The sequence below is a fragment of the Roseateles sp. GW821-FHT09G03 genome (genome assembly GCF_059416045.1).
On sequence record NZ_JBWKOK010000005.1, the window covers coordinates 392643 to 408223 of the forward strand.

A 15581-nucleotide genomic window follows, 5' to 3' on the forward strand; every position below is an offset into this window, starting at 1 on the left:
AAAGCAGCTTTTGGCCACTCCCATCACATCGCTTGCTCGGTTGTCTGAAAACCGTGTCCGGGATAGGGTCATACTCATGAATGCACCGACGCATGCGCATGGATCGCTGCTGATCACAGCGCTGATCGTTGCCTCGACCTCTGCCATCGCACAGCAAGCCGTACCGGGTGTGGCCGAGGGCACCCCGCCCGCCGCCCACGGCACGACCTGCTCTCCGACCGGCACATGCGAAGCAAAGACCACCTCGACCCGGCTCTGGCAGCCGGTGACGGAGCCGTTGCCGAGCCTCTGCCTGACACCGCTGCTGGTCGCGCCGACCATCTCGATGACGGCGCGCATCGTCGGCGGGCCGGAACCCACGGAGCCACAGCTGGCCATCGCCCGCAGCGCCGCCATGCCGACGATCGCGCTCTATCGCGCCCAGTCGACGCCGCGGCTGCTCGACCGTCTGCGCGCAGCCGGCGTGGACGCCAAGGCCTGCACGTCGGACATGCCCAAGAGTGTTCCGCGCCTGCACACCACGCTGGTCAAGGTGGTTGCCGACACAGGCGACACCACGGGCCAGACCTGGCGCACCCGCTTGGACGTCGAGCTCGGACTGCTCGTGCTCGATCGCCCGGACGGCCCTAGCGGTCCACGGGTCTGGTCCGGCCGCTTCGACACGGGTGACTTGCTCGCCAGGTCCCATCCCGACCCGCATGTGGTCGAGTCCTTCGCCGACCACGCGGCCAGGGCGCTTCTAGCTTCTGGATGGCTGTCAGCCAAGCCGGAGGGCACGAACCCGCCCTGAGCAAACACGGCCGAATCGCCTGTTTGGGCGCGTTCCCTCGCCATCAAGCCACGTGCGACCCTCATCCCAATTCGTGAGCTCGCCCCGCTTCACGTAACTTTGCGAAACGTGCCAGGCCTTGCCTGGCAAGGGCCCTCACGCGGCCTTGACGACGAGTGACACGGATCCGTCATGCGTGATTTCTAGAGTGCGCGGCGTTTCGAACAGCCTCCTCCCCGAGGCGTACGAACAAGCAATCGCCACCACTCCAGGACTCCCCATGCGACACAGCAAATCCACCGCGCTGAACGCCTCGCTCACCCTCGTCGCCGCTGCCATCCTGGCGGCCTGCGGCTCCGACAGCGACACCCAGTCGCCGAGCGTCACGATCAACGGCGTCGTCACCGCCACCAGCTTCACCGCCGGCAGCGCGACCGATCCCAAGATAGATCCCGCCTACTACGTCGGCGCGAAGGTCTGCGTCGACACCAACGCCAACGGCGTCTGCGACACCACGGAGAACCCCGTCGTCACCGATGCCAAGGGCCACTTCTCGCTGAACATGCCGGCCAACGCCGCGCTGATCGCCGACATCGGCACCGACGCCACGCTGTCCGCCACCGGCGCCAAGGTCGCCAGCCGCGACGTGCTGCGCGCCTCGCTGGACCAGGTCATCGAGCAGGCCGGCAACGTCGTCATCAGCCCGCTGTCGTCGGAAGTGCAGCGCCTCGTCGAGGCCAACGGCACCAGCTACGCCGTCGAGAAGCAGACCGTCGCCACCCGCATCGGCGTGTCGCTGGCCAACGTGCTGGCCGACGTGAACACCGTCACCGGCGCCGAGCAAGTCGCCATGCTGGCCGAGTCCAAGGCCCTGGACAACCGCTTCACCTACGCGATCACCAAGCTCGACCGCGGCGACATGTACCCCGACGCGCTCGCGACCCCGGGCGGCGATCCGCGCCTGGCCGGCGCCGCGAACGTGACGGTCGCCACCGCGCCCACCGGCACGGACGCGCGCACCAAGATCACCTTCGCGCAATCGCAGCAGGCCGCCTTCGCGCTCGAAGGCGTGCCGCGCTACGACCACATCTTCATCGTGATGCTGGAGAACAAGGCCACGCTGTCGATCAAGGGCTCGCCGTGGGCGCCCAAGATCAACGCGCTGCTCGCCTCCGGCAACCAGCTGACCAGCTACTACGCCACCGGCAACCCGTCCGAGCCGAACTACACGGCGCTCGGCGGCGCCGACGACTTCGGCATCACCGACGACAGCCAGTGGAACTGCGACGCCACCGGCGCCAACGCGGTCCAGGACCTGCCCGTGCCCGACAAGACCCAGCCGGGTCTGGCGAGCTCGCCGTTCGCGGCCAGCTGCACGCAGACCGCCGCGGTCAACCACAACATCGTCGGCAAGCCCAACCTGTTCAACGCGATCACGGCCGCCGGCATGACCTGGCGCACCTACAGCGAGTCGATGAACCCGGGCCAGGACTTCCGCACCGACTCCGTGGCTGATGCCGCCGTCACCGCCGTCGACAACGTCTATGCACCCGGCACGCTGAACAACAACACCGCCGCCGTCGGCAACGCCGGCCTGACGCTGCCGATGCCCGCCGGCCTGTACAAGACCAAGCACCACCCGGGCATGGCCTACCAGAACGTCCGCAGCGCGCCGGAGTTCAAGTACAGCAACCGCACCATGGGCGGCGGTCAGTGGGACGCCAACATGAAGAAGAGCGCCGCCTACGCGGTGCCGGCCAACTACGACGTCGACCAGCTCGGCACCGACCTGGCCTCCGGCAAGGTGGGCACGCTGAACTTCCTGGTCCCCGACCAGTGCGACGACATGCACGGCATCAGCGTCATCGGCAAGCTGACCGACGGCACCGCCGCCACGGCCAGCGACTGCGGCAGCGTGTCCAACAACGTGGCGCAGACCTCGGCGGCCAACATCATCACGCGCGGCGACAACTACGTCGACGCGCTGGTGAAGAAGATCCAGGCCTCCGCGCTGTGGAAGAACCCGGCCAAGCGCGTCGCCATCGTGCTGATGTTCGACGAAGGCAACGCCACCTCGGGCTTCAACTCGTGCTGCGGCTGGAACGTGTCGAACAGCTCGGTGTCCAAGCCGGTGGTGGTCGACGCGAAGACCGGCGCGGTCACGGTCGACGCCAGCGTCAACAACTACACCAAGGGCAACCGCGGCCACGGCGAGAGCATCTTCGGCATCCTGACCAACCAGGCCGACGCGCCCAAGGGTGTGTCGGACGGCGATGCCTACAGCCACTTCTCGTTCGTGCGCACGCTGCAGGACATGTTCCAGCTGGCCGACCCGGCGGTGGATGCGTCGTACATGAACCGCTCGAAGTACACCGAGAAGTTCATCGCGGCCAACATCCTCAACCTGCCTGAGTACGCCGGCAGCGCCGACACCCACTTCGACTCGGTGCGCGCGATCAACCATGCGTGGAAGGCCCCGGCCAACTACACGCAGAAGCAGTCGGCCGACGTGAACACGGCCGCGCAGATCGGCGCCGACGCGGTGCAGACCAGCGTCTGGGCGCTGAAGAAGTAATCGCGGTCCTCCGCGTCTGAAGCCGGCGGCGCGCGAGCGCCGCCGGCCCTCTCATTTCTCCCCCTCCTCTTTCCATGCGTGACGTCCTCTTCCATGTGCGCGCCTCGGTGGCCGCCTTCGTCGGCGCGTGCGTGTGCGTCGGTCTCGGTGCCCTGCTCGCCGCGTGCGGGCCCTCCGGCAAGGGCGACGCCGATGTCGCGCCTTCCAATGCCGCCTCGAGCGCCGGCACCGCGTTGAATCCCGTCACGCCGCTGAGCCCCATCGCGCAGGTCGGTCAGAAGATGTTCTTCGACAAGACGCTGTCGGGCTCCGGCCGGATGGCCTGCGCCACCTGCCACGATCCGAAGAACGCCTACGGCCCGCCCAACGACCTGTCGGTGCAGCTCGGCGGGCCCGACCTGCAGAGCGCCGGCGTGCGCGCCGTGCCGTCGCTGCGCTACAAGGACGCGACGCCGCCCTACGCGGACCTGCTCGACAACCCCGATGGCGTCAGCGTGCCCGGTCCCGGTGGCGGCTTCGCCTGGGACGGCCGCGCGGCCACGCTCGCCGACCAGGCGGCCCTGCCGCTGCTGGATCCGAACGAGATGGCCAACACCAGCGCCGCTGACGTGGTGAAGAAGCTGCAGGCCGGACCGTACGCGGAGCTGTTCCGCCAGGCCTTCGGCGCGCAGGCCTTCGACAACGTCGACCAGGCCTTCGCCGCCGCCGGCAAGGCGCTGCAGGCCTTCCAGCTGGAGGACGTCAGCTTCCATCCGTACTCGAGCAAGTTCGACCTCTACATCGGCAACAAGATCGGCGGCGTGCTGACCGCGGCCGAAGCGCGCGGACTGAAGGTCTTCGCCGATCCCAACGGCGGCAACTGCGCGTCGTGCCACTACCAGGGCGCCGGCCTGAACGGCAGCACGGCGATCTTCACCGACTTCTCCTACGAGGCGATCGGCGTGCCGCGCAACGCGGCGATCCCGGCCAACGCGGACGCGAGCTACGCCGACATCGGCCTGTGCGGACCGCTGCGCACGGACCACGCGCCGGTGAAGGGCAACACCTTCTGCGGCATGTTCAAGTCGCCGACGCTGCGCAACGTGGCCACGCGCGGCAGCTTCTTCCACAACGGCATCTTCCATTCGCTCGAGCAGACGATCCGCTTCTACAACACGCGCGACACGATGCCCGAGCTCTGGTATCCGACGGAGGGCGGCACGCCCAAGGCGACGCCGGATCCCGACTTCCCGACCTACGGCCTGATCACCACGCAGTACGTCGGCGGCAAGGTGCGCAAGTTCGACGACCTGCCCCAGCAGTTCGTCGGCAACATCGACACGCAGATGCCGCTGGACGGCCGTGCGGCGCACAGCAAGCCGCCGATGTCCGAGCAGGACATCGCCGACCTCATCTGCTTCCTGAACACGCTCAACGACAAGGACACCCAGCCGGCGAAAGCGCCTGCCGCTGGCGCCTGCACGTCGTGATCCGCCCTTCCGAATTCCCCATGTCCATCTTCCGCATGACGTCCGCTTCCACTCCTCATCGCGCCGTGCGCGTGGCCGGCCTCGTGGCCTCCGTGCTCACGCTGGCTGCGCTCTCCGCCTGCTCGCGGTCCGGCGAGCCGTCGGCCCCGACCGCGTCGACCGAGCCGACCGCCGACCACTTCGTCGCGGGCATGCAGGCCTACCTCGCCAAACGCGGCGACCTGTGCCTGGCCAAGAACGAGTGGCCCATCGACCTGACCCAGCGCGAGATCGACGCCGGCGCGCGCAACGCGCTGCAGATGCCGGTGCTGGAGCGGCTGGGGCTCGCGAGCTCGACGGTGGCTGAGGTCGACGTGAAGGACGACAACGAGGTCTCGCACCACATGAAGGTCCGGCGCTACGCGCTGACCGAGACCGGCAGGCAGTTCTACGTGACGCGCGAGCAACCGCGCCCCGACGGCGGCAAGGAGACGCGCGGCGACTTCTGTGCGGCCAAGCTCAGCCTGGACAAGGTCGTGCATTGGGAGCTGGGCGGCGAAGGCAAGGACCGTCACGCGGTCGTGAGCTACACCTACCAGGTGAAGGCCGCGCCGTGGACCAGCGATGCCGAACTGCAGAAGGTCTTCCCCGTCGTGGCGCAGGTGATCCGCGGCGCGGGCAGCGCGCAGCTGCAGGAGACGTTCAAGAAGACGGAGACCGGTTGGGTCGCCGTGGACCTGCTCTGAGGCGGGCGCCGTCATGACGACCGTGGTGCGTTTTCCTCCCGCGCTGGGGGACTGGGTCCGCCAGCATCTGGACAACGGCGTGGCGCCGGGCGAGCTGCGCGGCGCGCTGCAGGAGCGGGACATCGCGGCCGAGGCGGCGCAGGCGATCGTCGAGGCCTTCGTGCGTGCGCGCCGCGGGGAGCGGGCGATGCCGGTGGATCAGGTCGAGTTGTCGCCCGAGACTATGCCCACGGGCCTCTCGACAGGGACATCGACGGGAAGGCCGATGGCATCGGCCCTCGACGGCGCGCCGCCTTATCGGTACGAGACGCCGCGCTTCCGTCCCGGCACCTCGATCGTGACGGACAACCGCCTCGTGCGCGTGGCTGCGCGTGCGGAGCGGCCGATGCTGGCAGTGCTCAATGGCGTCTTCAGCGCCGAAGAGTGCGAGGAGGTCATCGCCCTCGCGCGAGGCCGGCTGCGGCCATCGACGCTCGTCGATCCGCGCACCGGACGCGACGTGGTGAGCGGCTTGCGCAGCAGCCTCGGCATGTTCTTCCGCCCGGCGGAGACACCGCTGATCGCGCGCCTCGATCGGCGCATCGCGGAAATCATGAACCTGCCGGTCTCGCACGGCGAAGGGCTGCAGATCCTGCACTACCCCGAAGGCGCGGGCAGCGCGCCGCACTACGACTTCCTGGTGCCGTCGAACCCGGCGAATCAGGCGTCGATCGCGCGGAGCGGGCAGCGTGTCAGCACGCTCGTGACCTACTTGAACGACGTGCCCGCTGGTGGCGAGACGGTGTTTCCGGCTGCGGGCTGGGCGGTGTCGCCGCAGCGAGGGAACGCCGTCTACTTCGAGTACGCCAACTCACACGGCGAACTTGACCACGCCTCGCTGCACGCCAGCAGCGCAGTCACGCGCGGAGAGAAGTGGGTGGCGACGAAGTGGATGCGGGAGCGGGTGTTCGTGAGCGCCTAGTACCGAAACTAGCGCGCGCCATCGAGGTTGATCGGGTTTCCGGTCAACTCCAACGCCATCCGGTTCATCCATTTAGCAAACGCTCCCCACTGATCGGCAGTCAACTCTTGGCTCAGTTCAGCAAGAAGACGATCGGCCTCTCCCGACTGCCGTGAAAGCATCCGTGCCGTATCGACAGTCAACGCCGGCACATCCGGCGTGAGACTTTGAAGCCATGCGTCCCAGTTTGAAGTGATCGACGCGGCAGCTACGAGCCTCTGCTCCGAATCCGAACGAGCGTGAACCCTAGCGACTTTCGCCATGCCTTCCTGACCAATGAATGTGCGCTCGTCGACATCCTCGGATTGAAGAAGAAGCGAGATGAGCAACGGGACCTGTTCCTCCGCAGCGCTCAAAGCATCATTCCCAGCATCACTGAGAACAAAGCGAAGCAACTTTTCGCGATCCTCATCGATGTCCAGTGAAGCCTCCAAGGCGTGCCCGAATTCTGACAACGTCCGGGCTTCCCTTTCCGCACTGAACTCGGCGTCCCAGTAGACATCTGCTCCACCGAGGATTCCTCGCACGATGTGTCGACATTCATCGAGCAGCTTTCGTCGGCTCGCAACATCCGAACGCAAGCCGCAGAGACTCCAATGGGGAATGAACCAGTCGGCACTCAAGAGCATCGACAGGTTGTCTACGCGAAATTTCATTTGCACTCTCTACGCATCGGCAGTTTCGCAAAAGCCAGTTGCCACGCAAAGGATGGGACTTTGCAGCCTGCGTCCAGCGCGTCCTTGATCGCATTCCTGAGTCGAGTTTGTTGATTCTCGAGTTGCTGGATGTGCCCGTTCCAACTTCCCGTCCCCTTCTTCAGAGACGGAGAAGGTTTGCATGGGGCGACGTCCTTGAGGTTCAGGTCATCGAAGTACAGATCTCTCAGCCGGCCTTCCACCTCGTTCATCGCGTCATAGATCGCCTTCAGTTTCCCGCTGCAATCCTGGGGATGGCATGCCTGGTACAGCGTAGCACCCGCAAAAATGGAAGCCGTCGCGACGCCCCCGATCGTGCTCGCCAATGCACGTCCGGCCACCACCGTTGGCCCGAGATACGTCCCGCCTTCATCCGAAAAAAGTCCGAGTCGATCAGTTCTCGACAGTGGAGAATTTTCAACATAAGCGAACGAGTTGATACCACCGACGAGGCCTGCAGGATCGCTCTGCGCATAGCGCCCGATCGTCCCGTCATAGTCCCGGAAGTAGTTGTAGCTCAGCCCCGACTCCTTGTCGAAGTACTGGCCGGGGAAGCGCAGGTTCAGCGTCACGGGCGCGAGGCCGCCGGGCGCTTCTTCCGCTGCCGTGTTCCCGAACGGCTCGCTGATCCAGCGCCAGCGGCCACCGTTGTTCTTGTCGATCATCACGCGCGGTGCGCCGAGATGGTCCGAGAACACGTAGAGCACCTCCGGATCCTGCGACGCGCCGTGAAGCACGGCGACCGGAATGCTGCCCAGCCACACGAACTCCTGTGAAGGCGTCGTGCCCGAGTACTGGCCCAAGAGCTGGCCGTTCTGGTCGTAGCTGAAGTGCGTCGTCGTCGAGCCCGACACCTTGCGCACTCGCTGCCCGCCGGCGTCGTAGCTGTATGTCGTGGTCACGCCGGCCTTCGTGATCGTCCCCATCCGGCCATCGAGACCGTAGGTCGTCGTGTACGCGAGGCCCGTGTCGCTCAGCGTGTTGCCCATCGCGTCGTAGCCGAAGCCGCGCGTGGGATTGCTGACGCTCGTGAGGCGGTTGCTCGTCGCTTCGGTCGCGTAGGTCCGAGCCGTTCCATTGAGCGTCACGCCGGTCCGGTTGCCGTTGGCGTCGTAGCCGATGGTCCAGCTCGAGGTGGGCGTGACGATGCCGGTCAGTCGACCGAGCTCGTCGTAGCCGAAGCTCTGATTGAGGGACTGGGCTTCGGCGGTGGCCTGTCCGGTCGTGGCGTCCAGGTGCGTGTAGCTGACGATGCGGTCCGCCGCGTCGTACGTGATGTCGCGGACCCGGGAGTTCAGCGAGTACCGGACGATCCGACCGTATTGGTCGAAGACCCGTTCGATGGGCTTCGGGCCTGCGGTCATCTGAATGTTCCAGCTGCGCGCCGGACCGAAGGGTTCCCACTGGATGCCGGTGATCAGCGGCTGAGCGGCGCTTGACGCGTCCTTGGCCACGCTCATGCTCACCGGCAGGCCGGCGTCGTACTGGATGGTCAGAACGCGACCCGACGGGTACGTGATGCTGGTGACGTGATCCGCGAGGTCATACCCGTAGCGCGTGGTGAAGACCGCCGTTCCCACCGTCTGGATCACCGTGATCACGCGGCCCTTGGCGTCGTAGCCGTACTTCGTGTTGCCCGCCGTACCGGTGGCCGTCGTGAGCCGGCCGATACCGGCGCCGAAGTCGCCGCCGGTCTGGTCGTAGGTCCACGCGTAGTTCTGCGCCGTCTGGCCGCTTTGCGTGTAGACCGCAGAGGTCACGCGGTCGAGAGCGTCATAGCCATAGGTCGCCAGCACGCCGCGGCTGTCCGTGCGGGTGAGCAGGAGCCCTTCGGCGTCGTAGGTGCTGTTGGCGGTGCCCGTGTCCGGGCTCACCAGCTGCGTGAGGTCGCCGAGCCCGTTGCGCTGATACGAGGTCACCAGGCTGCGCGGATCGGTGACCTGCTTCAGCTGGTCGATGCCGTCGTAGCCCAGTTGCGTCACGCCGTTGCGCGCGTCCGTGCTGGTCTTGACCCGATCCAGCGGGTCGTACGCATTGCTTGTCGCGAAGCCGAAGCCGCTCACGCCCTTAGCCTTGATCACCTTGGTCGGATTGCCCTTGGCGTCGTACTCGTAGTCGGTCACAGGCGCCGGCGAGACTGGCGGTGGTGGCAGCGTCGCCGCATGGGCGATCGGTGCGAGTGCCCCGATCAGACCGATGAGCGCAGCCACGGCGGATGCGAGTGTGCTCCGGCACTTCGAGTGCCTGTCGATGCGGTTCATGGCTTACTCCCTCCCCGTCGTCTGTTGCGCCCGACCCAGCGCATCGAACGCGCGGCTCATCGTCCGCTTGAGCGCTCCATCCGGGTCCTTGGCCACTTCATTGGTTTTGTTGCCGCTCTGGTCGAGCGTGTACTCGACGCGGTTGCCTTGCGTGTCCGACGCGGCGACGAGTCGATGCGCATCGTCGTATTCGTAGTTCACGGCGCTGCCGTCCGGCTGGGACGACTTCTTGAGCAGGCCGGTGGGCCAGTACTCGTAGGTCGTCGTCGAGCCCGCAGTGGTCACCGACGTCAGCCGCTGACGCGCGTCGTAGGTGTAGATCGTCGAGGTCAGGTTGGCGTCGACCGCCTCGAGCGGATTGCCGTAGGCGTCGTACTTCGTGAAGGTCGTGACGTGGTTGAGAGCGTTCTTCGAAGTCTTCAGATCGCCCTTGGTATGGTCGACGTTCGTGTCGGTGTAGTACTCGTTGGTGACGACGACGCGGTTGAGCGGATCGGTCTTGGTCAAGACCTGACCCGTGGCGTTGTAGGTCCAGCTCGTCGCGCGCGCGGGAACGCCCGCCTGCAGCGTCGCGGTGAAGCCGAGCGCGCCCGTCTCATCCGTCGTCGCCTGTTCCACGCGCTTGCACAGCACCACGAGGGGCTTGTTGTCCGGCAGCTTCGCATCCGCCGGCGCACAGCTCGCCACCGCGCCGCCGTTGAACGGATCGGACTGGCCGTTGTAGACCAGCGTCGTGATGCGGCGAGGCTCCGCCGTCTTCGTCGCGATGCGCCAGTCCGGGTGCCACTGCGTGCTCACCTTGCGCCCACCTGCCGGGATGGCCCCGGCCAACACCGTCGCGCAGACCGACGTGGCGCCGGCGCCCTCCACCCGCGCCGTCTCGAGATTGCGCGTCAGATCGAACGTCGCGCAGCGGCGGTTGCCGTTGGGATCGTCGTACTGCGTGACGTTGAGGTTCTGGTCGAGCACCCGCCGCTCGGTCGACGGCATGCCCGTCGCACTGCCACGGGTCTTCGCGCGCCACTTGACGCTGCCGTAGGCACCACCGGCCTCGAGCGCCTCGACATCGCCGTTCGGATAGCTCACGCGCACGTCCTGCGGCAGTTCAAGGTAGTGATCCCGCCAGAGCTTCTGGTTGAGGTTGTCGAAGTACGTGGCGACGTTCCACCGCGGTGGCGTTCCCCAGGTCACGCTGTAGGCGTCCAAGCCCTGCGCCCGGGCGGTCGACACGGCCCGCCCCTCGGCGTCGTAGCCGTAGGTGCCGGCGCGCGCCTGGTTTTCGTCCAGGTAGCCGGTCAGCGCCCAGGCATGGCCCGCGTCCTCGTACAGGAAGGTCCGGGCGGCGTTGTCGGCGAAGGTCACGCCGTTCAGCCGCGCCTGCGCGTCGTAACCGAACTGGACATCGGTCCCCGGCCCTTGGATCCTCGACAAGCGGAACGCTCCGTCAGCGAGCTTGATGTACTTGAGCTGGTAGGCACGCCCCGTCTGGTCAGTCAGCGAGACCGGCAGTCCGTCCGCATCCGGGTTGTCGCCGACCACCTGGGCGCCGCCGCTGCGGGTCACGTCGATGAAGGATCCGCCCACCGTCGATAAGCGCGTCAGCCGGCCGCTGGCGTCGTAGCGCTCGATCGTCATGGCTTCCGCGTCGTAGTACAGATAGCCGCCCGAAACCACGGTCAGCCGATCGTTGAGAGCTGGCGACGCCGGCGCGAATGCCGAGCCCGTCGATTGGAAGCTGGTCCAGTTGCCGTCGCCGCGCTGGACGTTGATCAGCTTCGCGGGCTGGCTCATGTCCTTGTGCACGTCGGTGAAGACACCGCGCTCGAAGCTGGGTTTCCAGTCGTCCCCCAATAGCTTGGCGTCATCCCGCATGAACGGTTGGACGCCGGTCGCATACGGCACGCGCCGCGACGAATTGAAGGTCACCTTCAGTGGCAGCCAGGACAGTTGACCGAGCTCAATCGGCTGCAGCTTCGCCCCCGTCAGCGCGACGATGGGATTGCCGTGGCAGGTGTCGCAGTTCGTCTGGAAGTACCGGTCCGTGATCGGCAGACATGATTTCTGCTCGGGGACGTAGACACCGGCATCGCAGACGCACTCACCGCTGCCGGCCTCGTAATGCGCGTTGGACACCTTGCCGCAATCCTTGAGGAACGATGCATTTTGCGCGTTGACGAAGACTCGTTGCTCACCGCCGCACACAGGCGAAGTCTGCGTCCAGTACGTCTGCGTCGACCGGATCGTGCAGTAAGTCGAAGCCGAGAACCAACTCGTAGAAGTCACGCAGGCATCAGCCGAATAAGTCACCGGCGAGCTGCAAGGCGAAGACGGGTTGCAATTGGCGGTACCAAATGCGACGAATCGCGCCGCCATCGCAGTTGGCTCGGAAGGTCGCCCGCTCCGCCCGACGATGTTCCAGATGGAGGAATCTCTTGGGCTCTTCGTGATGCCGTCGGACCCGCTGCCCGTGCACTGAAACGGATTGAAGGTGACGCTACCAGGCCTGTCCGCAGGCGACCAGTCGGTCGGGATGACGCGCTCGTAAGCCTGCGCGGCGGGAGCGCCCAGCAACAGTGTCCCGAACAGCAGGAACGGGGTGAAGTAGGCGCGGAGTTGGCTCCACCAAGCGTGCGGCAATAGAGACATGAAGGACTTCCTGAACATAAAAGGACATCAAGATCAGGAATCCCTGCGCGCCGACGGCCGCTTGGCACAACCGGCCGGGCGAGCGTCTGAAGCGCCCGTCACCGGCCAGGTCCCTCCCTGATTGAACGGAAACGATTCTGTCGGGACGGCGGGACCCGCGCCATCACCTCCAAAGAGGGAGGCCGGCCTTCACGCCGCCGTCACGGGGTCAGGCCTTGCGCGCCGCCCGCAAACGCCGCATCACCGGCTCATTGAGCTGCTTCGCCAGCGCATTCCACTTCGCGCTGACCTTGTCGATCTTCGCCAGCAGCGGCTGCGCGGTCGCGTCGTCGCCGCGGGCTAGCGCCCAGATCGCGTACTCCGCCCAGACCTCGACGCTGCCGAAGCGCTCCGACGCGGATTCGAATTCGGCGCGCGCCTCCACGGTGCGATCCAGGGCCGCCAGCGCCCGCGCGGTCAGCAACGACACCGCCTCGGCGCGGAAGTCGGCCTTCTCTGCACGCATTGAGGCGAGGTGTTCCAGCGCTTGAGCCGCCTGTCCGGCAGCGAGGAAAGCGCGAGCAGCGCCGAGCCGGATCTCCAGGTCCTTCGCGAACGGGCCGCGCAGGCAGGCCTGGAATTGCTCGGCGGACTGCGCCGCCTCGCCGGCCTCCAGCAGCGCGGTGGCCAGACGCATCTGGTTCTGCGCGGTCGGGGTGTCGTCGAAGGCGGCGCGCGCCTCGCGCAGTTCCCGGCCAGGATCCATCGCGCGGCCGGCCGCGCGCACGGCGCGCTTGGCGCTGCGCTCGACCCGCGAGTGCGGCACCACGAATACCAGCAGGTAGACGAGGCTGCCCAGCAGCGGGAACGAGAACAGGATGATCAGCCAGTACAGCTGCCCCCCGTTGCGCACCACGTGAACGGCGCAGAACAGCGCCAACAGGATGTGAACACCCAATCCGACGAATGGCATCGCCTTTTCCTCCCGAGTTCGATCGCCTTGCTGGCTTTTTGGCGATCGCGGATTCTGCCCTCGGGGGATGAAGGCGCCAAGACGGCAGAAGGTAACTGTTCAGCGTTCTTCTGCAGCGTGTGCTTCAGCGCCTGGGTGGTCGGGCTCGGTCGTCCCGGCTGTCGCGGTCCTGCTGCTCGTGATGCGCGCGATCGACGTCGCCATCGCCTTCAGGGCCCTTCTGGCCCGTCTCGCCGACGCGGTGATCCTCGTCGTCGTGCTCGAGCCCGCCGTGCAGGCCGGGTGGGAAGTCCTGGGGAGAGCGCGGTGCGTTCATGCCGTCCTCCTGAAGTGGTCGCCTGATCTTAGCCATCGGGGGTGGCCCTGATGGCGACTCAGCATCGTCCGTCTCAGCAATGCTCCCAGAAGCGCTCATTCCACGGCCGGAGATCCAGCTCGCTGGTCCACGCGGACTTCGGCTGCCGATGCAGGAACAGCAGCGTCTCCGCAATGTGGTGCGGCTCCGATTGCGGATGGGCGCGTCCCTCGCCTTCCTGGATGTCGGCGTCGATCATCACGTGGGCCACGTGAACGCCTCGCGGCCACATCTCGCGGGCGAGCACCTGCGCGAGTCCACGCTGTCCGAATTTTCCGGCGACGAGATTCAGGTGCCCTGCCCGCCCGATGACGGACGACGTCGAGCCGACCAGCAGCAGCGTGCCCCGCCCCGCCTCCGCCATCGCCCGGCAGGCCAGGCGGGACACCAGGAACGCGCCGAAGCAGTTGTGGCGCAAGCCCTCCTCGAAGGCGGGGACCTCGATGTCGTCGATGGTGCCGGGGCCGAAGCTCTGCAGTGCGTAGATCACCAGCGACGGCGCGCCGAAGTCCCGCGCGAATTGCGCGAAGGCCTTGTCGACGGAGGTCTCCAGCGTGACATCGCAGGCATAGGCGTGATGTCGACGGCCGCCTCCCGGCAATCGATCCAGCAGCCCCTGCAAGCGCCCGGCGTTGCGCGACACGACGCCGAGCCGGAAGCCTTCACCATCCAGTCGCTCCATGAGCGCCTCGCCCAATCCAGGCCCGACGCCGAACAGCAGCGCGCTGGGCGGCGACAAGGGCTCGGAAACTCGCCCGGCCTGTCGCTCGACGGGCGCGACCGGCTGCCGGACGGCGCCGGCATCGAAGGCCGCCCGGCCAGTGCGCCTCGTCCTCGACCGGACCAGCCGTGTCGACTTCCCCCATTGGAAGGTCAACATGAGCGGACCCATGGCCACCCTGCGCTGGATCTTCAGCGCCCTCCAGATCGTCGTGAGCATGATTTTTTTCGCTCCATCCCTGACCGCCTCAGCCTAGCGAAGCGACCCGGCGTGCGCCACGCCCAATCGAGGGGAAGTCGATGCGTCGACAACGGGAGACCCGGCAGTGAAATGCCAGAAGCGTCAGACGGAAATGACAAAGGCGCCTCGCGGGCGCCTTCGGTACGGGTCTGGGGACGGGAAGCCGGCTCAGTGCACCAGGCCGATCCATTCGCCGCGACGCTGGTAGGCGTCGAACAGTTCCTGCGCCGCCGCCTGCAGCTGCGCGTTGCCGCGGGCATACGCGGTGTTCAGGCGCTCCAGCGCGTAGAGGCGGTCGTACAGCATGCGCGTCGGCTGCAGGGTCAGGCCTTGTCCGGCCATCAGGTCCTGCAGCGCATACAGCTCGTCTATGCCGGCCGAGCCGGCCACCGTCAGGCCGAGATCCGGCACCAGTCCCCAGGGAGCCTGGGCGGTTTCGGGCATCAGGTGCGGCGGGATGGCGGTGGTGTGCATGGCGGCCTCGGAACGATTCATGTCGGCGTGGGAGGGATCATGAATCGAGCCGCCCAAAACTTGAGCGGGAAAAGCGGGGTGTTTCCCGGCCAGTTCGTCGGATCAGGTCCGCGGCTTGGCGATGAAGCCCGACAGGTCGGTGCACCAGACGGCGGCTGGCACGTCCAGCTCGTTGAGCGCCAGCACGTTGATCCCGGCGTCGGTCAGCATCTTGGCGGAGGCCGTGTTCAAGCCGATCTGGTGGTCCTTCTTCTCCAGGTAGACGACGCGCTGGATGCCGACCTGGATGATGGACTGCACGCAGCGCGGGCACGGGTACTGCGTCGTGTAGATGGTGCTGCCGGTCAGCGGCAGCACGACGCAGTTGAGGATGGCGTTGACCTCGGCGTGGACGATGTAGCTGTGGCGCGAGTTGGCCGGATCGGCGTCGTCGTCGGACCAGTAGGCGGGGTCGTTGTCGTCGCAGCCGCGCGGCAGGCCGTTGTAGCCCACCCCGACGATCTTGTAGTCCGCGCTGGCGATGCAGGCGCCGTTGCGCTTGCGGCTGTCCTTGGAACGGGCGCTGGCCAGCAGGGCCACGCCCATGAACATCGAATGCCAGTCGATCAGCGGTTGGTTGTCCATGACGGGAGCGGGAACGCGGAGGTTCAGGAAGGCGGAGAAGTGTAGTGGAGCCCTGCGCGCAGGTCGTTTCGCGAA

The 15581-nt window shown here is 66.6% G+C and carries 14 protein-coding genes; 6 read left to right on the plus strand and 8 right to left on the minus strand.

Features of this window, described 5'->3' with window-relative positions; translation table 11 throughout:
* The first annotated feature begins 76 nt into the window (after positions 1–76).
* From AC07OZ_RS20345 to AC07OZ_RS20365, 5 genes are all read left to right on the plus strand, one after another.
* A complete protein-coding gene (locus AC07OZ_RS20345; RefSeq protein ID WP_495468898.1) occupies positions 77–790 on the plus strand; it encodes a hypothetical protein in 714 nt (237 codons plus the stop codon).
* Between the two features lie 259 nt (positions 791–1049).
* A complete protein-coding gene (locus AC07OZ_RS20350; RefSeq protein WP_495468899.1) occupies positions 1050–3344 on the plus strand; it encodes a phosphoesterase in 2295 nt (764 codons plus the stop codon).
* 74 nt (positions 3345–3418) lie between these two features.
* Positions 3419–4813, plus strand: a complete 1395-nt coding sequence (locus tag AC07OZ_RS20355) for a cytochrome-c peroxidase (protein WP_495468900.1) — start codon at positions 3419–3421, stop codon at positions 4811–4813.
* Between the two features lie 20 nt (positions 4814–4833).
* Entirely contained in the window at positions 4834–5538 is a 705-nt protein-coding gene (locus tag AC07OZ_RS20360; protein ID WP_495468901.1) for a hypothetical protein, read from the plus strand.
* A gap of 13 nt (positions 5539–5551) precedes the next feature.
* Positions 5552–6499, plus strand: coding sequence for a 2OG-Fe(II) oxygenase (locus AC07OZ_RS20365; RefSeq protein ID WP_495468902.1), 948 nt, complete (start codon positions 5552–5554; stop codon positions 6497–6499).
* Between the two features lie 8 nt (positions 6500–6507).
* Here AC07OZ_RS20365 and AC07OZ_RS20370 read toward each other — a convergent pair whose 3' ends face one another.
* The 6 genes from AC07OZ_RS20370 to AC07OZ_RS20395 form a co-directional block, all read right to left on the minus strand.
* Positions 6508–7194, minus strand: a complete 687-nt coding sequence (locus AC07OZ_RS20370) for a hypothetical protein (RefSeq protein WP_495468903.1) — start codon at positions 7192–7194, stop codon at positions 6508–6510.
* Positions 7191–9494: an RHS repeat domain-containing protein gene (locus tag AC07OZ_RS20375; RefSeq protein WP_495468904.1), complete on the minus strand. Its 2304-nt coding sequence runs from the start codon at positions 9492–9494 to the stop codon at positions 7191–7193. The genes AC07OZ_RS20370 and AC07OZ_RS20375 overlap by 4 nt, the downstream gene beginning before the upstream one ends.
* 3 nt (positions 9495–9497) lie before the next feature.
* On the minus strand, positions 9498–11627 hold the full coding sequence (locus AC07OZ_RS20380) for an RHS repeat domain-containing protein (protein WP_495468905.1): 2130 nt from the start codon (positions 11625–11627) through the stop codon (positions 9498–9500).
* A 721-nt stretch (positions 11628–12348) separates the two neighbouring features.
* Complete coding sequence (locus AC07OZ_RS20385; protein WP_495468906.1) at positions 12349–13092, minus strand: hypothetical protein; 744 nt, start codon at positions 13090–13092, stop codon at positions 12349–12351.
* A gap of 124 nt (positions 13093–13216) precedes the next feature.
* The gene (locus AC07OZ_RS20390; RefSeq protein WP_495468907.1) at positions 13217–13408 is read right to left on the minus strand and encodes a hypothetical protein; all 192 of its coding nucleotides are present in this window, start codon (positions 13406–13408) and stop codon (positions 13217–13219) included.
* Between the two features lie 73 nt (positions 13409–13481).
* Positions 13482–14129 (minus strand): SDR family NAD(P)-dependent oxidoreductase, encoded by a 648-nt coding sequence (locus AC07OZ_RS20395; protein ID WP_495468908.1) that lies wholly within the window; start codon positions 14127–14129, stop codon positions 13482–13484.
* Between AC07OZ_RS20395 and AC07OZ_RS20400 the strand changes: the two genes are divergently transcribed.
* On the plus strand, positions 14128–14424 hold the full coding sequence (locus AC07OZ_RS20400; RefSeq protein ID WP_495468909.1) for a hypothetical protein: 297 nt from the start codon (positions 14128–14130) through the stop codon (positions 14422–14424). The two genes, AC07OZ_RS20395 and AC07OZ_RS20400, sit on opposite strands and share 2 nt — an antisense overlap.
* 152 nt (positions 14425–14576) lie before the next feature.
* On the opposite strand, the gene AC07OZ_RS20405 is transcribed toward AC07OZ_RS20400, so the two are convergent.
* Positions 14577–14903, minus strand: coding sequence for a hypothetical protein (locus AC07OZ_RS20405; RefSeq protein ID WP_495468910.1), 327 nt, complete (start codon positions 14901–14903; stop codon positions 14577–14579).
* 81 nt (positions 14904–14984) lie between these two features.
* A complete protein-coding gene (locus AC07OZ_RS20410; RefSeq protein WP_495468911.1) occupies positions 14985–15506 on the minus strand; it encodes a deoxycytidylate deaminase in 522 nt (173 codons plus the stop codon).
* Between the last annotated feature and the right edge of the window lie 75 nt (positions 15507–15581).